17 protein-coding genes are annotated in these 20,480 nt (G+C 68.9%); 8 read left to right on the top strand and 9 right to left on the bottom strand.

Annotated features, from left to right (window positions below):
• The first annotated feature begins 30 nt into the window (after positions 1-30).
• The gene (locus AC1RVY_RS16075) at positions 31-1,047 is read left to right on the top strand and encodes a tripartite tricarboxylate transporter substrate binding protein (RefSeq protein ID WP_218295387.1); all 1,017 of its coding nucleotides are present in this window, start codon (positions 31-33) and stop codon (positions 1,045-1,047) included.
• 207 nt (positions 1,048-1,254) lie between these two features.
• Here the strand turns inward: AC1RVY_RS16075 and AC1RVY_RS16070 are convergent, their stop codons facing one another.
• The 4 genes from AC1RVY_RS16070 to dnaG form a co-directional block, all read right to left on the bottom strand.
• Positions 1,255-2,835 (bottom strand): methyl-accepting chemotaxis protein, encoded by a 1,581-nt coding sequence (locus tag AC1RVY_RS16070; RefSeq protein ID WP_492807173.1) that lies wholly within the window; start codon positions 2,833-2,835, stop codon positions 1,255-1,257.
• A gap of 217 nt (positions 2,836-3,052) precedes the next feature.
• A complete protein-coding gene (locus AC1RVY_RS16065) occupies positions 3,053-4,090 on the bottom strand; it encodes a Bug family tripartite tricarboxylate transporter substrate binding protein (protein ID WP_492807172.1) in 1,038 nt (345 codons plus the stop codon).
• Between the two features lie 260 nt (positions 4,091-4,350).
• Positions 4,351-6,720, bottom strand: coding sequence for an RNA polymerase sigma factor RpoD (gene rpoD, locus AC1RVY_RS16060; protein WP_492807170.1), 2,370 nt, complete (start codon positions 6,718-6,720; stop codon positions 4,351-4,353).
• A gap of 259 nt (positions 6,721-6,979) precedes the next feature.
• Positions 6,980-9,058: a DNA primase gene (gene dnaG, locus AC1RVY_RS16055; protein ID WP_492807168.1), complete on the bottom strand. Its 2,079-nt coding sequence runs from the start codon at positions 9,056-9,058 to the stop codon at positions 6,980-6,982.
• Positions 9,059-9,145: 87 nt separating this feature from the next.
• Here dnaG and AC1RVY_RS16050 point away from each other — a divergent pair, with 87 nt between their 5' ends.
• From AC1RVY_RS16050 to AC1RVY_RS16040, 3 genes are read left to right on the top strand one after another with little or no spacing between them, the layout of a single operon-like run.
• A complete protein-coding gene (locus AC1RVY_RS16050) occupies positions 9,146-10,222 on the top strand; it encodes an ABC transporter substrate-binding protein (protein WP_492807167.1) in 1,077 nt (358 codons plus the stop codon).
• 15 nt (positions 10,223-10,237) lie between these two features.
• Positions 10,238-11,896 carry a diguanylate cyclase domain-containing protein gene (locus tag AC1RVY_RS16045; protein WP_492266996.1) on the top strand — a complete coding sequence of 553 codons (1,659 nt, stop codon included), beginning with the start codon at positions 10,238-10,240 and terminating at the stop codon, positions 11,894-11,896.
• Positions 11,897-11,945: 49 nt separating this feature from the next.
• Positions 11,946-13,604 (top strand): acyl-CoA synthetase, encoded by a 1,659-nt coding sequence (locus AC1RVY_RS16040; protein ID WP_492807164.1) that lies wholly within the window; start codon positions 11,946-11,948, stop codon positions 13,602-13,604.
• Positions 13,605-13,613: 9 nt separating this feature from the next.
• Here AC1RVY_RS16040 and AC1RVY_RS16035 read toward each other — a convergent pair whose 3' ends face one another.
• From AC1RVY_RS16035 to AC1RVY_RS16025, 3 genes are all read right to left on the bottom strand, one after another.
• Complete coding sequence (locus AC1RVY_RS16035) at positions 13,614-13,877, bottom strand: hypothetical protein (protein WP_218295380.1); 264 nt, start codon at positions 13,875-13,877, stop codon at positions 13,614-13,616.
• Positions 13,874-14,371, bottom strand: a complete 498-nt coding sequence (locus tag AC1RVY_RS16030; protein ID WP_492807163.1) for a hypothetical protein — start codon at positions 14,369-14,371, stop codon at positions 13,874-13,876. Before AC1RVY_RS16030 ends, AC1RVY_RS16035 begins: the two co-directional genes overlap by 4 nt.
• A 210-nt stretch (positions 14,372-14,581) precedes the next feature.
• Positions 14,582-15,469 carry a helix-turn-helix transcriptional regulator gene (locus AC1RVY_RS16025; protein WP_492253543.1) on the bottom strand — a complete coding sequence of 296 codons (888 nt, stop codon included), beginning with the start codon at positions 15,467-15,469 and terminating at the stop codon, positions 14,582-14,584.
• A 150-nt stretch (positions 15,470-15,619) separates the two neighbouring features.
• Between AC1RVY_RS16025 and AC1RVY_RS16020 the strand changes: the two genes are divergently transcribed.
• A complete protein-coding gene (locus AC1RVY_RS16020) occupies positions 15,620-16,186 on the top strand; it encodes a carboxymuconolactone decarboxylase family protein (RefSeq protein WP_218340249.1) in 567 nt (188 codons plus the stop codon).
• Positions 16,187-16,207: 21 nt separating this feature from the next.
• Here the strand turns inward: AC1RVY_RS16020 and AC1RVY_RS16015 are convergent, their stop codons facing one another.
• Positions 16,208-17,137, bottom strand: coding sequence for a LysR substrate-binding domain-containing protein (locus AC1RVY_RS16015; protein WP_492807160.1), 930 nt, complete (start codon positions 17,135-17,137; stop codon positions 16,208-16,210).
• 92 nt (positions 17,138-17,229) lie between these two features.
• On the opposite strand from AC1RVY_RS16015, the gene AC1RVY_RS16010 reads away from it, so the two are divergent.
• A complete protein-coding gene (locus tag AC1RVY_RS16010; protein ID WP_492244029.1) occupies positions 17,230-17,871 on the top strand; it encodes a pyridoxamine 5'-phosphate oxidase family protein in 642 nt (213 codons plus the stop codon).
• A gap of 27 nt (positions 17,872-17,898) precedes the next feature.
• Here the strand turns inward: AC1RVY_RS16010 and AC1RVY_RS16005 are convergent, their stop codons facing one another.
• Positions 17,899-18,876, bottom strand: a complete 978-nt coding sequence (locus AC1RVY_RS16005; protein WP_492807158.1) for a LysR substrate-binding domain-containing protein — start codon at positions 18,874-18,876, stop codon at positions 17,899-17,901.
• 184 nt (positions 18,877-19,060) lie between these two features.
• On the opposite strand from AC1RVY_RS16005, the gene AC1RVY_RS16000 reads away from it, so the two are divergent.
• Complete coding sequence (locus tag AC1RVY_RS16000; protein ID WP_492807156.1) at positions 19,061-19,816, top strand: sulfite exporter TauE/SafE family protein; 756 nt, start codon at positions 19,061-19,063, stop codon at positions 19,814-19,816.
• 161 nt (positions 19,817-19,977) lie between these two features.
• Positions 19,978-20,415, top strand: coding sequence for a cupin domain-containing protein (locus AC1RVY_RS15995; RefSeq protein WP_255591121.1), 438 nt, complete (start codon positions 19,978-19,980; stop codon positions 20,413-20,415).
• The last annotated feature ends 65 nt before the right edge of the window (positions 20,416-20,480 follow it).

Below are 20,480 nucleotides of genomic sequence, written 5' to 3'. Positions count from 1 at the left end.
GGATGAGATCACAACACGGAGACAACCGCCATGCACCACCATCCTTTCATCCACCACCACCCCGCCTGCCCGCCACCGGCGCTGCGCCGGCGCACGGCGCTGGCCGCGTTGGCCGCCGGCCTGGCAGCGCCTTTGCACGCGTGGGCCCAGGCGGCGTCGGAGCGCCCGCTGCGCCTGATCCTGCCCGTGAGCGCCGGTTCGGGCGTGGACGGCCTGGCGCGCGCCTTCGGGCCCGGCCTGGGCAAGTCGCTCGGGCGCGCCGTGGTGATCGAGAACTTCCCCGGAGCGGGGGGCATCACCGGCACCTCGATGATCGTCAAGGCGCCCAGGGACGGCTCGGCACTGGGCATGGTGTCCAACAACCACGTGGTGAACCCCAGCGTCTTCAAGAGCATTCCGTACGATGCCGTCGACGACGTGACGCCCATCACCGTGATCGGTGCGACGCCGTTCGTGCTGGTGGCGCACCCCTCGGTGGCCGCCCGGAACGTGCGCGAACTCATCGCCCTGGCCAAGGCCCAGCCCGGGACCCTGAACTACGGTTCGTCGGGCAACGGGACCATCCTGCACCTCGCGGCCGAGATGTTCGTGCACGAAGCGCAGGTCGACATCAAGCACATCCCCTACCGTGGCATGGGGCCGCTCACGGCCGACGTGCTGGGCGGGCAGATCCAGCTGGCGTTCATCGCGGTGGCCGTGGCGGCGCCGCATGTGAAGGCGGGCACGCTCAAGGCCATCGGCCTGTCGTCCACCACCCGCTCGCCGCTGTTGCCGGATCTGCCCACCATCGCGGAACAGGGCCTGCCGCAGTACGCGCTGGATGGATGGGTCGGCATGGTGGGGCCCGCGGGCCTGCCCAAGGCGGAGACCGAACGGGTCTACCAGGCCGTGCGCGCCACCCTGGGGATGCCCGAGGTGCGCGACGCGCTGCTCGCCCAGGGCTACCTGCTGCAGGCCACAACGCCGGATGCCACGGCTGCGTTCTTCCGCACCGAGGTGGCGCGCATGGCGAGGCTGGTGAAGCAGTCCGGGCTCAAGATAGATTAGTTGGGGAGCCCTCCCTCCGAGGCGCTGCGCGCCTGCGCGGCCCCGGTTGCAGGGGCAATGCGCAGGCCGCTGGACAACGGAGATCCTCCGCCGTGGTCCAGGAAATCCATGGAAACGGGTGTCCGGCGCTTATTGGAAAAGGGCCTATTGCTATACAAAATATAGCAATAGGCGCTTGTTCGACGCCAGTACGTCCCTGTGCGGCATTCAATGCGCCGCAGGTGGCAATGCTAAGGCACGGTGGCTGCCGCGCAGGTGGAACACTTCCACGGCCTCCACCAGCTGGCGGGCCTGGCCGCTCAGGCTGCCGGCCGCCGCCGCGCTTTCTTCCACCAGGGCCGCGTTCTGCTGCGTGGTTTCGTCCATGCGCACGATGGCCTGCGTGACGCGCAGCATGTCGCTGGTCTGCGCAGTGCTGGCCTGGCTGATTTCGTTCATCAGCGCGCTCACGCCCTGGATGGAGGAGACCACCTCCGTCATGGTGCTGCCCGCGTTGCGGGCCAGGTCGGAGCCGGCCTGCACGCGCTCCACGCTGGTCTGGATCAGCTCCTTGATCTCGCGCGCGGCGCTCGCGCTGCGGGTGGCCAGGTTGCGCACCTCGCTGGCCACCACGGCAAAGCCGCGCCCCTGCTCGCCGGCGCGTGCAGCCTCTACGGCGGCGTTGAGCGCCAGGATGTTGGTCTGAAAAGCGATGCTGTCGATGACGCCGATGATGTCGGCAATGCGGCGCGAGCTGTCCTGGATGCCCTGGACCACCGTCACCATCTGTGTCACCACATCGCCTCCGCGCTGGGCCACCGATGCGCCATTGCGGGCCAGCTCGCTCGCGCGCTGTGCGTTGGAGGCGTTCTGCTGCACGGTCGCCTGCAGCTGCTGCATGGACGAGGTGGTTTCGTCCAGCGACGACGCCTGCTCCTCGGTGCGCATGCTCAGGTCCACGTTCCCCTGGGCGATCTCTGCGCTGGCGCTCGCCACGCCCTCGGCGTTGCTGCGCACGCCCGACACCACGTTTTCCAGGTTCTCCTGCATGGTGCGCAGGGCCTCGAGCAACCGCGCGGGTTCGTCCTTGCCATCGACCCGGATGGTCGTGGTCAGGTCGCCCGCAGCCACCTTGTTGGCGACGGAGACGGCCACCCGCAGCGGGCGCACCACCGAGCGCGTGAGCAGCCAGCCCGCGCAGCCGCCCAAGGCCGTGACCAGCGCCAGCGCCACCAGGCTGCTGGCGAGCGCCCGCCGCGCGTTCAGCGCCGCCTGTTCGGCAATGGCCGCGCTGCTGGCGGCCACCTGCTCGCTCAGGGCGGTGAGCAGCCTGGCGGGGCCCTGGTCGATGTCGGCCACGTCGGCATCGCCTGCGGAGGGCACGAAGCCGAGCGACTGGAACACTTCAAAGCCCTTGCGGTAGCCCTGCGCCATCTGCGCGTGGGCCTGTGTGAACTTCTGCAGCGCCGCCTTTTCCTGCGCATCGGTCAGCTGGGGCTCCAGCGCCTTCGCCGCATCGGCCACGCGCTTTTCGCTGGCCTGGAACGCCGCCCAGTGCAGCTCGCGCTTGCGCGAGTCCTCGCCCCGCAGCAGGGTGTTCTTCCACTCCTGCACCTGGGTCTTGAACTCGTTTTCCATGCGGCTTACCGCGCGCTCCTGGGCCACGCGCTCCTGCACCGTGGTCTCGTAGGTTCCCAGGCTGCGGTACAGGGCCGCGATTCCGAACAGCGCGGCCCCCAGCAGGAGGGCGAGCACCAGGCCCAGCGCGGTGGCCATGCGTGCGCCGATGGAGTGGTTGGACATTTTCATCAGCGGCTCCTGGCAATGCGTTTCAGATGAACTGGCTGCGGTGGCAACTGGCATGGCCATGGCCCGAGGCCGCCATGCAAGGGCCGCCCCCGCCGCGCGGGCGGCGCACCTGCTTGCGGGGCCGGGCGTCGCCACTCCAAGCGGTTTGCCGGCGCCGGCCCGCACGGCCCCGAAGGGCGGCCGCTGCGCCGGGGCGCGAAGCGACCCGGGGGTGTCTCTAGGCTTTCAGCTTGAGCAGGTACACCATGACCCGCGCCGTGGTGAGGTCCAGCTCCATGAACTCTGCCAAATCCTTGCCCGTCAGCCAAGAGGGTTCCCAGCGATTGTTCTTGAGCGTGCGCAGCCAGGACTCGTGGGCGGTGGCCGCCTCGACCGCGGCCAGCATCTCGGCCACGCGTGCGGGCGGCACGCCTTTGCCGGTGAACACGCCCCGCCAATTGGCCATGGTCGCGTCCAGTCCCTGCTCACGGAAGGCCGGCAGGCCAAAGGCGCTGCGGCGGGACGATACCCCGATGGCGCGCAGCTTGCCCGCCGCGATGGCGTCGCTGAATTCGCTGTAGCCGGAAAGGCCCATCGCCGCACCGCCGGACACGACGGCGTCCGCCACTTCGGAGCCGCCAGCGAAGGGCTTGTAGACCAGGCCTTCCGGGCTGGCTTTGGACGCGCGGGCCAGCACCCCGGCAAAGATGTGGTCCACGCCCCCCGCGGAGCCTCCGGCCACCGGCACGGCGCGCAGGTCCGCGCGCATGGCTTCGGCCAGGTCCTTGGCGTTCTTGATGGGGGATTTGGCCGCCACCGCCGCCACCAGGTAGTCGCTGGTGAGCCGTGCGAGCGGCTGGATGTGGGTCAGGTCCACGGCGGGTTTCTGCAGGGCCACGGCGCCCACCATCACCATGCCGCCCATCAGCAGGGTGTTGGCGTCGTTGCCGTACTTCTCCGCGTACTTGGCCAGGCCGATGGTCCCGCCCTTGCCGCCGACGTTTTCGTATTCGATCTGGTCTGCCGCACCGACGGCGGCAAGGGCCGCACCCAGCGCCCGGCCCGTCTGGTCCCAGCCACCGCCGGGGTTGGCTGGGATCACGATGCGCAGCGTGGGCGCCAGCCTGGAGGCCTTGGCGGGCGCGCCGCGCGCGCCGGCGGCAGTTGCACCGGCGGCCTGCGCCCAGGCAGGCGCTGCAAGCGATGCGCCGAGCGCGCCCACGGCGCTGGCTGCGGCAGCCTGGGTGAGGATCTGGCGGCGGTTGAAGGATGTCATGCGGTGTCTCGCAAAAAGGTGGCAGGTCGTTGAACGGGCACGTGCAGCGTGCACTGGGATGCCAGGCCCTGCAGCCGGAGAGTGCCGAACTGCATGACAGTCTCCATCAGCAGTATGTAATAGTCGCGTTACAAGCTGTCATTTTGCTGTCGGGAGCATCGGGGTAAACGCGGGGCCGCCCCGCAGAAACGAAAAAGCCCCGCACCGCGATGCGGGGCAGGGCCTTGGGGTGCAGCCAGGGCAGCCGGCTGCCGGGGTGGTTACAGCGAATCGATGAAGCTGCGCAGCTTGTCCGAGCGGCTGGGGTGCTTGAGCTTGCGCAGTGCCTTGGCCTCGATCTGGCGGATGCGTTCGCGGGTCACGTCGAACTGCTTGCCCACTTCTTCCAGCGTGTGGTCGCTGGTCATCTCGATGCCGAAGCGCATGCGCAGCACCTTGGCTTCGCGGGGGGTGAGGCCATCGAGAATGTCCTTGACCACGTCGCGCAGGCCGGCCTGCATGGCGGCTTCGATGGGGGCGGTGTTGGCACCGTCCTCGATGAAGTCGCCCAGGTGGCTGTCGTCGTCGTCGCCGATCGGCGTTTCCATGGAGATCGGCTCCTTGGCGATCTTCATGATCTTGCGGATCTTGTCTTCCGGGATCTCCATCTTCGCGGCCAGGATGGATGCATCGGGCTCGAAGCCGAACTCCTGCAGATGCTGGCGCGAGATGCGGTTCATCTTGTTGATGGTCTCGATCATGTGCACCGGGATGCGGATGGTGCGCGCCTGGTCGGCGATCGAGCGCGTGATGGCCTGGCGGATCCACCACGTGGCGTAGGTCGAGAACTTGTAGCCGCGGCGGTATTCGAACTTGTCCACGGCCTTCATCAGGCCGATGTTGCCTTCCTGGATCAAATCGAGGAACTGCAGGCCACGATTCGTGTACTTCTTGGCGATGGAGATCACGAGGCGCAGGTTGGCCTCGATCATTTCCTTCTTCGCGTCGCGCGAGGTGGCCTCGCCCTCGTTCATGCGTTTGTTGATGTCCTTGAGCTCGGTCAGCGGCACCACCACGCGCGATTGCAGGTCCATCAGCTTTTGCTGCAGTTCCTGCACGGGCGGAATGTTGCGCGCCATCACCGTGCTCCAGGGCTTGCCGGCGGCGGCCTGCTTTTCCACCCACTTCAGGTTCAGCAGGTTGGGCGGGAAGTCCTTAATGAAGGTTTCCTGCGGCATGCCGCACTTGTCCACGATGATGCGGCGCAGCTCGCGCTCCTTCTTGCGCACGTCGTCCACCTGGCCGCGCACCATGTCGCACAGCTTCTCGATGGTCTTGGCGGTGAAGCGGATGGTCATCAACTCGGCCGACAGGGCCTGCTGGGCCTTCACGTACGCAGGAGTGCCGTAGCCTTCCTTGTCGTACACCTTGTGCACTTTTTCAAACAGTTCGCGCAGCTTGTCAAAGCGCTCCAGTGCCTGTTTCTTGAGCTCTTCGAGCTTCTTGGTCAGCGCCTTGGAGCCGCCCTTGCCATCGTCGTCGTCGGCTTCGTCGAATTCGTCGAAGTCTTCCTCGGCCACGTAGTCGTCGGCCTCGTTGGGGTTGGAGAAGCCGTCCACGATGGTGGAGATGACGACCTTGCCTTCGCGGATTTCCTCACCCATGTTGAGGATCTCGGCGATGGTGGCGGGCGATGCGCTGATCGCCTCCATCATGGCCATCAGGCCGCCTTCGATGCGCTTGGCGATCTCGATTTCGCCTTCGCGCGTGAGCAGCTCTACCGTGCCCATTTCGCGCATGTACATGCGCACGGGGTCGGTGGTGCGGCCGAATTCCGAGTCCACGGTGGACAGGGCGGCTTCGGCGGCTTCCTCGGCTTCTTCTTCGCTGGCGCCCGTGGGGGCGTTGTCGGTGATGATCAGCGCCTCGGCATCGGGCGTCTGCTCGTATACGGCCACGCCCAGGTCGTTCAGCGTGGTGATGACGGCTTCGAGGGTTTCGGCATCCACCAGCTTGTCGGGCAAGTGGTCGGAGATTTCGACGTGCGTGAGGTAGCCGCGCGTCTTGCCCAGCTTGATCAGGGTTTTCAGGCGCGAGCGGCGCTTGGCCAGGTCTTCCTCGGACAGGACGGTCTCGTCCAGGCCGAATTCCTTCATCAAGGCGCGTTCCTTCGCCTTGCTGATCTTCATGCGCAGCGGCTTGACCTTCTCGACCGTGGCCGCGGCTTCGGTGGTTTCCTCGACTTCACCTTCCAGGTCCGCTTCGATGTCGGACAGGTCGGTATCATCACCGCTCTCATCGCCGCCGGCCGCAGCCTTGGGCTTGCGGCCCCGCTTGGCGGGCGCCTTGGATTCGGCGGCACCCGCGGCCTTGGCGGGGCGTCCCGGGCGCTTCTTCGGGGTGTCTTCCTCGTCGGATGCGGCAGCCTTGGCGCGGACAGGCTTTTTCTTCAGCAATTCATCGGCGGCTTTTGTCAGCTCGGCAGAACTTTTCACGGGCACGGTTTTAACTTTCTTGGCTGCTGGGGCGGGTGCGGGTGCAGCTTTTTTGGCCGCGGCCTTCGCGGGAGCCTTGGCAGCAGGGGTGGAAACGGCCTTCGCGGCGGTGCCTGGAGCAGACTTGAGCGGCTTCGCGGACTTTTGAGCGGGCATGGGAGAACCTCAGAATCAAAAACGGACACAAAGAAAACGCAAGCGCCACAGATCCCGGCGCGGGTGGCAACGCGAAGCTGAAAATGTCTTCGCGCTTTGAGGGGAGGCCCTCAGGGGCAAGATGTCTGGGCGATCATTTGGTGTGCAGTCCTTGCGATGGTTGGGCTGGTTGTGCGCGTTTGTCACGGTGGCCCGGTTCGGAGGTGCTGCTGTCGCTCTTGCCGCTAACTAACCCTACATTATACCGCTTAGCGGGATTTCAAGCGGCTTTGACAGCCACTCCCAGCAAAACCCTGCGTTTTTGTTCCAGTGCACGGTAGCGCTCCAGGGCGGTCGGGTCCATGGCGGCTTGCAGCATCAGCAGTTTTTGCTGCTCCTCGATGTCTTCGATCTGCATGCGGCTGAGCAGGTCCCGCAGTTCCGTGCGCAGCTCCTGCAGGTCGCCTTCGGTCTGGGCGTGCGAGCCCGTCATCACCTTCACGGCCAGAGCTTCGCACTCGTGATCGCGCAGGCTCTCGCGCAGCACGGCCCAGGCCAGGGGGCCGTGTTCGTGAAACTGCGCCTCCAGCCAGCCAAAAAGCGGGCCGTGGGGAGGCTGCAGCGCACACAGGGTGGCGTGGTCGTCGTGGGTCAGCTCTTCCAGGAAGGCCATGTGCGACAGCAGCAGGCGCGCGGCATGGTCCGTGCGGCTGGCGGTGGGTGTGCGCGGCAGGCGGGGCTGGGGCGGCCAGGGAGAGTCCTTGTCCTTTTTCTTCCAGTTGCCCTTCCAGTCGCCGCCCTTGCGGAACGGGGGCTTGTTGCCATAGCTGCTGCCCTGGCCAGCACTTCCGCCGCTGCCGCCGCCGTAGCCGCCTTGGTATCCGCCGTCGTATCCACTGCCCGGCTCGCCTTGGGGCGGCCACGACCCCCCGTCGGGCGGGGCGTCCCAGGAGGGTGGTTCGTGGTCGTAGGCCGCAGGCGCCTGTCGGGCCGGTGCACTACCTGCGCCGGTATGGCCGCCGTGACCGGAGTGGGAGGACCGCGGTGCCTCGCGCGCCGTGGCCTGGCCCCACAGGTCCGCCAGGTCCTGTGCCTTGAGCTGGGTGAGGTCCGCCAGCTCGCCCAGCACCTGGCGCTTGAGCACGCCGTCGGGCAGGGCCGTCCAGAGCGGCCTTGCGTTGCTGGCCATGTGGGCGCGGCCCTCGGCGGTGGCCAGGTCGCAGCCGTCGCTGGACGATTCGACCAGGAAGCGGCTGAGCGGCACGGCCTCACTCACGTGCTTGGCAAAAGCGTCCGTGCCGTGGGCGCGGATGAAGCTGTCCGGGTCGTGCTCGGCCGGCAGGAACAGGAACTTGATGCTGCGCGTGTCCGTGGCGTGGGGCAGGGCGCCATCGAGCGCCTTGCGCGCGGCGCGCCGGCCGGCGTTGTCTCCGTCGAAGCTGAACACCACCGATTCGGTGAAGCGCAGCAGCTTGTGCACGTGTTCGGGTGTGCAGGCGGTGCCCAGCGTGGCCACCGCGTTCGGAAACCCGAGCTGCGCCAGCGCCACCACGTCCATGTAGCCCTCGGTGACCAGGGCATAGCCTTGCTCGCGGATGGCCGTGCGCGCCTCGAACAGGCCGTACAGTTCGCGGCCCTTGTGGAACACGGGGGTTTCGGGCGAATTGAGGTACTTGGGCTTGTCGTCGCCCAGCACGCGGCCCCCAAAGCCGATGCATTCGCCCTTGACGTTGCGGATGGGGAACATGACCCGGTCGCGGAACCGGTCGTAGCGCTTGCCGCCGTCCTCGTCGTTGACGATGACCAGGCCGCTTTCCTCCAGCAACGGGTCGTCGTACTGCGCGAAGACGCTGGCCAGGCTGCGCCAGCCTTCGGGGGCGTAGCCAAGGCCATACCGCTTGGCCACCGTCCCCGAGACGCCGCGCCCCTTGAAGTAGCCAATGGCGCGCTGGGATTCCCGCAGGTGGCGGCGGTAGGCGTCGGCAGCCTTCTCCAGCACGTCGGTCAGCGTGGCCTGCTTCTGGCGGGCGGCGGCGGCGCGTTCCTTCTCCTGGGGGGAGATGTCGTCGTCCGGCACCGAGAGGCCCACCTGCTGGGCCAGGTCCTGAACGGCCTCGACGAAGCCCATGCCCGCGTGCTCCATGAGGAAGCTGATGGCATTGCCGTTCTTGCCGCAGCCAAAGCAGTGATAGAACTGCTTGGCGGGGCTCACGCTGAACGAGGGGGATTTTTCGCCGTGAAAGGGGCACAGCCCCATGAAATTCGCCCCGCCTTTCTTGAGCTGCACATAGCGGCCCACGATGTCGACCACGTCGACGCGGGCAAGCAGTTCCTGAATGAAAGACTGAGGGATCGTCACGCCGCGTATTGTCCGCGTAAACTGTTTGTTACCAGATATTGCAGAAGCGGGGCTTTCGGCATGGCGGTCACGGCATGGTGGCGGGCAATGGACGCGTCCAGCACTTCGGCGCAGCGGGGGCTGCGGCGCCGGGATGTGGCCGTGCTGCTGCCGCTGGTGCCCGCGCTCCTGTGGCCCACGCCCGCGAGGGCCGCGCCGGTGCTGCGCGTGCTGTCCTGGCCGGGGTATGCCGACCCCGACATCGTGGCCGTTTTCGAGAAGCGCCATGGGGTCAAGGTGGAGGTCACCACCGTCGCCTCCGACGACGTGCTGCGCACCCAGCTGGCCTCTCCCCAAGGGCCCGGTTTCGACCTTGTGGCCGCCAATACCGCCGAAATCGCGCGCCTGGTGGCACGCCGGCTGCTTGCACCGTTGCCTGTGCACAACATTCCCAATGCCGAGCGCCAGCTTCCGCGCTTTCGGCAATTGCATGCGATTGCGGGCATCGCGCAGGGAACGGATGTGTTCGCGATGCCTTACACCTATTCCGAGATGGGGCTGATCTATGACCGCCAGCAGATGGCCGTGCCCCCCAGTTCCATCGCGGTGCTGTGGGACCCGCGCTGGCGGGGGCGTGTGCTGGCATTCGACGGCAGCAGCCACGGGTTCTCCCTGGCGGCCATGTACCGCGGCCTGCCGCCGTTTCACCTGCATGCGGCCCAGTTCGGCCCCCTGGCCAGGGACCTGGTGGCCCTGCGGCGCAACGTGCGTTCGTTCTATAGCCTGCCCGAGGAGTCGCTGGAGCTGTTTCGCAAGCACCGCATTGCCGTCATGCACGCCAACTACGGCCAGCAGCAGCTCAAGCAGCTGCGCGATGCCGGGCTGGACGTGGGCTACGTGGTGCCGCGCGAGGGGGCGCTGGCCTGGCTCGACTGCTGGGCCATCACCCGGCGCTCGACCCAGCCCGCATTGGCCGCCGAGTGGATCAACTACATGCTCGACCCCACGGTGAGCCGCGAGCTGACCCGGCGCCAGGGCCTGGCCAATACGCTCGACGAGCCGCCCGCGCTCTCGGACGACGCCCCCGCCGGGGCCATCGTCTGGCTGGAGCCCGTCGAGGACGAAGCACGCCGCGCGCAACTGTGGCAGCGCATCCTGTCGGGAGACCGGCCCTCCCGGTTCTGACGCATGAAAACCCGCATGAAATGGGGCATTGCGCTGCGGCTGGGAATCCTGCTGGCGTCCTTCAGCGTGTTTGCCGCCGTCCTGGCGGGCTACTACACCTTCGACTCCAGCCGCACGCGCCTGCAGGGGCGGGCCGAGCAGGCGCTGCTGGCCACCACCCAGGTGTTGTCGCGCCACATGCAGGCGGGCTTTGGCACGGTGGCGCGCGACACCGCCTTCCTGGCCAGCGTGGCCGCCATCGAGCAGGACAGGAACGTGCTGGCCGACATGTTCAGGGCCAGCCTGGTGGCGCACCCGAGCTACCAGCAGATCCGTTTCATCGGTGCGCAGGACTACGGCCTGGAGCTGGTGCGCATCGACCGCACGGGGGACGCCTGGCTACGCGCGAGCGAGGGGGAGCTGCAGGAGAAGGCCCATTTCCCCTTCGTCTTCGAAACGCTGGCGCTGGGGCCTGGCGAGGTCTATGTGTCCGAGTTCGGCATCAACCACGAGGGGGCTCCCGATGCCGAGGCCCTGCCCGTGTTCAGCATGGCCTCGCCCGTGGTGCGTGGGGGACAGGTGCGGGGCGTGGTCGTGGTGCGCGTGGCGGCGCACCAGTTCCTGCGCAATTTCAATGATGCGCTGCCCGCCTCCTACAGCTTCTTTCTCAGCAACCGCTGGGGCGATTTCCTGGTGCACCCGGACGCCACCCAGACCTTCGGCTTCGACCGCGGCCAGCGCATCCTGATCCAGGATGCCTTCGGCCCGGTGGGGGCTCTGATCGAGGGCCGCGAGGAACAGGCCGTGCTCAGCCAGCAGGGCCCTGGCGATGACGAGGCGCGTGTCTTCTCGTTCGTGCGCATGCCCTTCGGGCGACCGCAGGAGGGGCGGTCCATGGTGGTGGGGCTCTCCCAGCCCCTTGCCGCCGTGCAGGGCGAGGTGGTGAGCCTGGGGCGCAGCATCTTCAAGATACTGCTGGTGCTGAGCGCCGTGGGCGTGTTGCTGGCGGCCTGGGTGTCGCGCGTGGTCACCCAGCCCCTGAAGGCCATGGTGCGCGCCACGCAGGCCTTTCCGCAGGGCCGCCCGCATGGCGTGCTGCCCGTGCAGCGCGAGGATGAGGTGGGTGAGCTGGCGCGCAGTTTCCAGGACATGGAGCAGCAGATCAGCCGCCAGATGACGGAGCTCAACGCCAGCCGCGACGCCATGGCCCACCTGGCGCACCACGACGCGCTCACGGGCCTGCCCAATCGCCGCATGTTCGAGCAGCGCCTGGCGCAGGCGCTGGAGCTGTCGCGCCGCAGCGGGCGGGACTGCGCGCTGCTGTTTGTGGATCTGGACGATTTCAAGGCCGTCAACGACGCGCGGGGCCATGCCGCGGGCGACCGGGTGCTGCAGGCCGTGGCCCGCACCGTCGTGGGCGCCGTGCGCCAGGCCGACACCGTGGCCCGGCTCGCGGGCGACGAGTTCATCGTGCTGTGCGAGAACGTGGATTGCGAAGATGCGGCGCTGCAGATCGCCGCCAAGCTGGAGCTCGCTTTCGAGAGCCCGCTGCAGATCGACGGCCAGCCGCTGGCCCTGCGCGCCAGCATCGGCGTGAGCCTGTTCCCGCGCGACGCCCAGGACGCGCACACGCTGCTGGCCAGCGCCGACGCGGCGATGTACCGTGTCAAGCAGAGCCGCCGCCGAAGGGTTTGAGTCAGCCTGGGGCGGTAGCCTGTGACCCGTTCACCCACCTTCGCGAGCCATGACCTCCATCTTCGACCAGAACCTGCCCCGCACCGAAGCCAACTTCGCATCCCTGTCACCCCTGTCGTTCATCGAACGCACGGCCGAGGTCTACCCCGACCGCCTGGCCATCGTGCACGGCGACTTGCGCCAGACCTGGAGCCAGACCTATGCCCGCTGCCGCCAGCTGGCCAGCGCCCTGGCGCAGGCAGGCATCGGCAAGAACGACACGGTGGCCGTGATGCTGCCCAACACCCCGCCCATGGTGGAGGCCCACTTTGGCGTGCCCATGGCGGGCGCGGTGCTCAATGCGCTCAACACCCGGCTGGACCCGGAGGCCATTGCCTTCATGCTCGACCACGGCGAGGCCAGGGCGGTGATCGTGGACCCCGAGTTCACCGGCACCATGGCCAAGGCGCTGGCCCTGCGCAGGGGCACCACGCCCATCCGCGTGATCGAGGTCCAGGACGCGCTCTACGGCCCCGCCGCGCAGAGCCTGGGCGGCACGGACTACGAAGCCTTTGTCGCCACGGGCGACCCGGCCTTCGCCTGGAGCCTGCCCGCCGACGAGTGGGACGCCATTGCCCTCAACTACACGTCCGGCACCACGGGCAACCCCAAGGGCGTGGTCTACCACCACCGGGGCGCGGCCAGCAATGCCATCAGCAACGTGCTGGAGTGGGACATGCCCAAGCACGCGGTCTACCTGTGGACCCTGCCCATGTTCCATTGCAACGGCTGGTGCTTTCCCTGGACGGTGGCGGCCCGCGCGGGCGTGAACGTGTGCCTGCGCCGCGTGGACGCGCAGGCCATCTTCGACGCCATCCGCACCCACGGCGTCACGCACTACTGCGGCGCGCCCATCGTGCACGGCCTGCTGGTCAATGCGCCGGATGCGATGAAGGCGGGTGTGCAGAACCTCGCACAAGGGGGCGTCAAGGCCATGGTGGCGGGCGCCGCGCCCCCGGCCTCGATGATCGAGGGCATGGAGAAGATGGGGTTCGATCTGACCCATGTGTACGGCCTGACCGAGGTGTACGGCCCCGCCACCGTGTGCGCCAAGCACGAGGCGTGGGACCAGCTCGACATCGGCGAGCGCGCCCGCCTCAACGCCCGCCAGGGCGTGCGCTACCACCTGGAGCGCGACGTGCGCGTGCTGGACCCGGAGACCATGCTGCCCGTGCCGCAGGACGGCGAAACCATGGGCGAGATCATGTTCAAGGGCAACATCGCCATGAAGGGCTACCTCAAGAACCCCAAGGCCACCGACGAGGCCTTTGCGGGCGGCTGGTTCCACAGCGGCGACCTGGCCGTGCAGTACCCCGACGGCTACATCAAGATCAAGGACCGCAGCAAGGACATCATCATCTCGGGCGGCGAGAACATCTCGTCCATCGAGGTCGAAGACGTGCTCTACCGCCACCCCGACGTGCTGGCCGCCGCCGTGGTGGCCAAGCCCGATGCCAAGTGGGGCGAAACCCCGTGCGCGTTTGTGGAACTCAAGGCGGGGGCCACCACCACGCCCGAAGACATCGTGGCCCACTGCAAGAAGCACCTCGCGGGCTTCAAGGTGCCCCGCGCCGTGGTGTTTGGCGAGCTGCCCAAGACCAGCACGGGCAAGATCCAGAAGTTCGAGCTGCGCAAGCTGGCCGGGTCGGCGGCGGCCATCAACGTCTGATCACACGGCTCAGCCAAAACCGCACGCCAGCGTCTGCCGGCCGCCATCGAGGTTGTATTCGGACTTCCAGTAGTGCCTGTCTTCGATGGCGGTGAACGCCACGCCGGGCCCGGTGGGGTAGGCCGTCGCGAACGGGCGGCGCAGGATCACAAGCAGCTCGCATTGGGGCGGCCAGTCCGCCACTTCGTCGATGACGTTGCCCCGTGCCAGCTCGGCCTCCAGGATCATGCGCAGCGGGGCGGCCAGCGCGGCGGGAATCTGCTGACGGCTCATGCGCGGGGCTGGCTGGCGGCGGCGGGCTGTGCCGACCGTTCGGACGGAGCATCGTCCAGCAGCCGCTGCAATGCCAGCACCTGCCACTGGTGCTCCGGCTCGAAGGCCGAGAGGTCTTGCACCGCATACCCGCCGTACGCGTACACCGTGGCATAGGCCGCGTAGCTGGCGGCCTCCAGTGCCCGGCCCGCGAGCGCGTTGGCCACGGCGTAGGTGGCCGACACGGCGGCATGGGCCGATCCGTCCAGCGACTGCGAGCCCCGGTGGTGCGAGGCCACCTCCTTCATCCGGGCGGCGGCGTTCGCCAGCGTGGCGGCATCCACCGTGCCTGCCGTGAACGCCGCCAGCGTGTCCAGGCCCGCGATGGCCTCGGGGTCTTCCAGCAGATGGCGCACGCGCTCGACACACGCCAGGCCAAACGCCAGGCGCAGAGGCGCGTGGGCCTCGCTGGCCAGGTCGCAGCCGGCAGCCAGTTGCGTGAGCGCTGTGTTCATGGCGTGAGTCCTTTCCGGGGGCTGGGCAGTTCACGGGTGTTTGCTATCAATAAAGTAGCTGATTACGCAATGGGTAAAAGCGCTGGCGCCTGTTTTTACCCAAAAATCCGCCCCGCGGGAAGGCGGCTGGGGCATGGCGGTGGGCGCAGGGCATTGTGGCGTCCCGCGGGCCCTGCGTCGAGCCGGGCTAGGTGGGCCAAGGGGGGGCGGCTATGCCGCGAGGCCTTCCAGCCAGGCGCGTGGCGACATGCCCAGCTTCTGCGCAAACACCCGCGACAGCGCGGACGGGTTGGCATACCCCAGCCCATGGGCGATCGATTTCACGGACCGCCCGCCGCGCAAATGGGCCTGCGCGAGGGTGAGGCGCCAGTGCGCCAGGTAGTCCGCGGGCGTTTCGCCCACCACGGCCTTGAAGCGTGCCGCGAAGGCGCTGCGCGACATGCCGGCCTGCGCGGCCATCTGCTCCAGGCTCCAGGCCTCGCCAGGGGCATCGTGCAGGGCCGTGAGCGTGCGCGCCAGGCGCGGGTCGGCCAGGCCGGTCAGCAGGCCCGGGGGCATCCGCGCCTCCTCGGGGTGGTCGAGCAGCCAGCGCAGCAACTGCAGCAGCACGACTTCAAAGAGCCGGTCGGCCAGCACGCGGTGGCCGCAGCGCAGGCGGTCGGTCTCGGCGAACAGCAAATCCAGCGCCTGCTGCAGGCCCTCGACGCGGGCCAGCGGCAGCAGCACCAGCGGGGGCAGGGCGCGCGCCAGCGGGTGGCTGGCGCCGCCATCGAAGTCCAGTGCCGCGCAGGTGAAGTCCGAGCCCTCCATGGGCGCGTTGTGAAAGAAATGCTCCAGCGGCCGCGCGTAGAACAGCAGGCTGGGCTCGCGCACCTCCAGGCGCTCCGGTGGCCCCGCCAGGGGCTGGTGGGCGACCACCATCTCGCCGCGCCGCAGCACATGCAGAAACCCGCGCCCGGGCGCCGCCGCGAAATGGGTGACGCCGCACAGCGGGCCGGTGTGGAACAGGCGCGCCCGCACCCTGAACCGTTCCAGCAGCGAGGACAGGCGGTCCAGCGGCACGGACGGTGGCGTGAGGCTGCTTTCCGTGGGGTTCATGGTTGTTTTGGATGTATTGGTATGAATGATGGACTATTGATGCCCAATGGTATTCGATGTCGCCAGACACTGCAGGGGTGCTGTGTTCATGCACCCGATGCGGCCAACGCACCGGCTTTCAACCTCCATGCCATTTCCAAGGAAGACACCATGTCCACCATTGCCTCCTCCGCCGCCCGCATTCCCCTTGTCGACCGCTCCACGGCCAGCGGCCCGGCGCGCGCGCTGCTCGACCAGATCCACGGCGCTTTCGGCGCCACACCCAACATGTTCCGCGCGGTGGCCAACTCGCCTGCCGCGCTGCAAAGCATGTGGGGCGCCTTCGGTGCGCTGGGCGGCGGCCAGATCGGCGCCGCGCTGGGCGAGCAGATCGCTGTGGCCGTGGCCAACCGCAATGCCTGCGACTACTGCCTGGCCGCCCACACGGCGCTGGGCCGCAAGGCGGGCGTGAGCGGCGACGATCTGGCCGCCGCGCAGTCGGGCGCATCCGCCGACCCGCGCACCGCCGCGGTGCTGCGCTTCGCGCTCAAGCTGGTCGACGAGCGCGGCCAGGTGGATGCCGCCGATGTGCAGGCGCTGCGCGAGCAGGGCTGGAGCGACGGGCACATCGTGGAGATCGTGGCCCATGTGGCGCTCAACCTGTTCACCAACTACGTGAACGTGGCGCTGGCCGTGCCCGTGGACTTCCCCGGCGTGAAGCTGCGCCCCGCGCGCTGAGCCGAGGGGGCTGCATGCCCCTCACGCCACTGTGCGGGCCGCTTGCAGTTCCTGCTCCAGCCACGCCGCGAAGCGCTGGGCCTGCGGCGATGCCTGGGGCGCCAGGCCGTAGTAGTGGCGCGTGAGCGGCAGGGCCAGCCCCGGCAGCGGGCAGGCCAGGCGGCCCGCCGCCAGGTCCTGCGCCACCAGCGAGGCGGGAGCGAGCGCGAAGCCCAACCCGTCCAGCGCGGCCTGCAGCACGAAATGCAGGTGGTCGAACTGCAACTGGCTCGCCGGTTGCAGGCGCGGGGCGCCCACCTGGCGCTTCCAGTCGTCCCAGTCGCCGGGGCGCGAACACGACCACAGCAACACGTGCGCCGCCAGGTCGGGCGGCGTGCGCACCGGCTGGGCCGCCCACAGCGCGGGTGTGCCCACCACCAGGGCCTGGTCGTGCAAAAAAGGCTGCGGCGTGATCGCGGCCGGCCAGCCCGCCAGCCCCCGGCGGATGGCCACGTCGAACGGAGCGGTGGCGTGGTCGGGCGTGACCGTGCTGGTCACCACGTTGGGCTCGATGTCCGGGCACTGCGCGACGAAACCCGGCAGGCGCGGGATGACCCAGCGCACGGCGAACGAGGGGCGCACGTTGATGGTCACGGTGCGCGGGGCCCCGGGTGTCGCCAGGGCCTGGGCTGCGGCGCCGATCTGCGCCAGGGCGGGCTCCACCTGCGCAAAGAACTGCTGGCCCTGCGGCGTGAGCAGCACCTGCCGCACGCGCCGCTCGAACAGGGCCACGCCCAGGTGGTCTTCCAGCGCGCGGACCTGGCGGCTGATGGCGCTGTGGGTGACATGCAGTTCCATGGCCGCGCGCGTGAAGCTCAGGTGGCGCGCTGCCGCCGCGAAGGCGCGCACCGCATGGAGCGGGGGCAGGCGCTGTGGCGTGGCGGGCGGCATGTGTGCGATTTTGTCACGCATGCCGGGCGGCGATGTCGTTTGTCAGCGGCCGCCGTCGTGCGCACCATCGCCTCTGGCCCTGATCCCCTCCACCTTTTTTTGAACCACCCGCCATGACAGCCACCGCCCCGGCGCAGCCCGACCCCCATGCCATCGACACCCTGGCGCGCCTGGAGGCGCTGCTCGGGCCGCTCAGCGATGCCTCCGTGCACAAGGAGGTGCCCCGCGTCCACCCCGCCTACCGCGCCATGATCGAGGCCTCGCCCTTCGCGGTGCTGGCCACCACCGGCCCCGGGGGGCTCGATGCATCGCCGCGCGGCGATCCGCCGGGCTTCGTGCAACTGCAGGACGACACCACCCTGCTGCTGCCCGAGCGCCGGGGCAACAACCGCGCCGACAGCCTGCGCAACATCCTGGCCGACCCGCGCGTGGCGCTGCTGTTCCTCATCCCCGGCGTGGGCGAAACCCTGCGCGTGAACGGCCGTGCCCGCATCAGCGTGGCGCCTGACCTGCTCGCGCGTTTCGTGGTCAACGGCCAGCCGCCCAAGTGCGTGGTCGTGGTCGAGGTGGAGACCGTGTTCTTCCAGTGCGCGCGTGCCCTCCAGCGCTCGCGCCTGTGGGATGCCGTGCCGCCCGGCACCCCGCGACCGGTGCCCACGCCCGGCGCCATCCTTGCGTCCCTCACGCACGGCGCATTCGATGGCGCGGCGTACGACCAGGAACTGCCGGCGCGGCAGCAGGCGACGCTGTATTGAGAGGATCGGCCGGCCGGACGCGAACCCTCAGGCCTGCTCGGCCGTGAAGGCCGCCGCCGCCCCCCGCAGCGCCTGCGCGAACTGCGCCACCTCGGCATGCTGCGCGTCCCGCAGGCGCTGGAACAGCGTGATGGGCGGCAGCGTCCAGCCAAAGCGGTGCGGCACGATGGCCACGCCGGCGATGCGCACCAGCTCCTGCGCGATGTCGGCCGGCACGATGGAGACAGCCCGCTCGCTGGCCGCCACCAGCTCGCCGATGACCTTGGACGAGAGGCTTTCCACATAAGGCTGCGGCGGCACCACGCCCGCGCGCAGGAAGAAGTCGGTGATCTGCTCGCGCATGGGCGTCTGCCGCGCGCCCAGCACCCAGTCCAGGTCCGCCAGCTCGGCCCAGGCCAGGGGCTTGCGGGCCAGGCGCGCCGACAGGCGGCGGTGGGCGATGAGGCGCGGCTCCTGGTGGTACAGCACCTCGTGCACCAGTCCGTCCATGTCGAGCACGGCGGATGCGCGGCCGATCACGCAGTCGAGTTCGTGCCCGCGCAGGCGCTGCAGCAGGTGGTCGCTGGTGCCTTCGTGGATGCTCACCGTGGCGCGCAGCCCGCGCGGCCGGGTCTGCCCGATGGCCGCGGCCAGCAGGCGGCCCGGCACGAAAGGGATCACGCCGACCTGCAGGTGCGCGGCGCGGCCCGCGCTGGCCGCTTCCATGTCGCGGGCCCAGTGGCCCAGGTCCTGCAGCAGGGTGCGCGCACGGGCCAGCGCCACGGCGCCGAGCGCGGTGGGCACCATGCCGCGCGGGGAGCGCTCGAACAGCGGCGCGCCGAAGATCGCCTCCAGTTCGGCCAGCGCGTGCGTGATGGCGGGCTGGCTCGTGGCCATGTGGTGCGCCACGCGGGTGAGCGTGCCATGCGCCTCGATCTGCTGCAGCAGCACCAGATGACGCACCTTCAGGCGCGAGGCAAGGCGGGCCTGTACGGTCTCCGGATCCAGGGGCGGGGGCGTGGACATCGGGTTTTTGGGGTATTCAGAAAACTGTATGGCTTGATATTAATTGCTGATGCTTTGCTTATGGGAAGTCTCCACAATCCGAAGCGAGCGAGGGAGCGAACAGGCAGGTGGGTGGAGCTGGCGGGAGCGCAGAGGCACCGCCAGTCTCCTTGGGCACGCGGACAACCAGAAGGGGGACAAGGCAATGGATTCAGTGCTGTGGGTGGTGGCCCTGGGGGCCGTGGCGGCGGGCTTCGTGCAGGGCCTGTCGGGCTTTGGCTTTGGCATGGTGGCCATGTCGTTCTGGGCCTGGACGCTGGAGCCGCGCCTGGCGGCCGTGCTGACCGTGTGCGGCGCGCTCACGGGCCAGCTGGTGGCGGCGGCCACGGTGCGCCGGGGTTTTGACCGGGTGCGCCTGCTGCCCTTTGTGCTGGGTGGCCTGGTGGGCATCCCCATCGGGGTGGCCGTATTGCCCCGGCTGGACATGGACGCGTTCAAGGTCATCCTGGGCACGCTGCTGGCGCTGTGGTGCCCGGCGATGCTCATGGCCAAGCAGTTGCCCCGCATCACACGCGGCGGGCGCGTGGCCGACGCGCTGGTGGGCATGGCGGGCGGCGTGATGGGTGGGCTGGGCGGCTTCACCGGCGTGCTGCCCACGCTGTGGTGCACGTTGCGCGGCATGGACAAGGACGTGCAGCGCGCCATCATCCAGAACTTCAACCTGGCCATGCTGCTGGTGACCTTCATCACCTACCTGGCCACCGACCTGGTCACCCGGGAGGCGCTGCCCCTGCTGGCCATCGTGGTGCCGGCGATGCTGGTGCCCACGCTGCTGGGCGCGCGGCTGTACCACGGCATCAGCGACCTGCGTTTCCGCCAGATCGTGCTCGGGCTGCTCACGCTGTCGGGTGTGGCCATGCTGGTGGCGAGTGTGCCCAGGGTGCTGGCGCGGCTGGGGTGAGGGCGCACGCCTTCAGAACCCTGACGGCCCGGCAGCGCAACGGCGCCCAAGGCTCTAACATGCCCTTCGGCACGCGCCTTGCCCATGCGGGCGCGGCCGCCGCGGCGTGTGCCGGGATGACTGACCGGCGCGGCTGCGGCATCCATCCACCGAGGAGACTTATGACAACACACAACAAATCGCTTGCACGGGCTGCGGGCGCCGCCCTGGCTCTGGCCCTGCTGGCCGCGCCGGCCCTGGCCGAGGTGTACGCCAAGGAAGAACTGATCAAGGCCAGCAAGGAGGCCGCCGGCGGCGGCAAGGGCACGCTGATCGGCGAGTACGCGTTCACGCGCGACAAGGCGTCCAGGGACCAAGCCATCAAGGAGATCAGCTGGCTCACGCTGCAGCCGGGCGACTCCATCGGCTACCACAAGCACACGACCAATGAAGACACCTACATCATCGTCTCGGGCCGTGGCACCTTCCGCGACAAGGACGGCCGCGAGGTGCCCGTGAAGCCGGGCGATGTGACCATCGTGCGCAAGGGCGAATCCCATGGTCTGGTCAACACCGGCACCGAGCCGCTGGTGTTCGTGGATGTGATCGCCGAGCAGTGAGGGCGCCGTGGCGCGGCCCCGCGCAGTGACAGGGGCTGGGCGGCGGGGGGCCGGCCGGGCTGCGC

The sequence above is a fragment of the Acidovorax sp. GW821-FHT11A03 genome, assembly GCF_058809075.1.
This window is presented reverse-complemented; position numbering and strand designations above follow the sequence as displayed.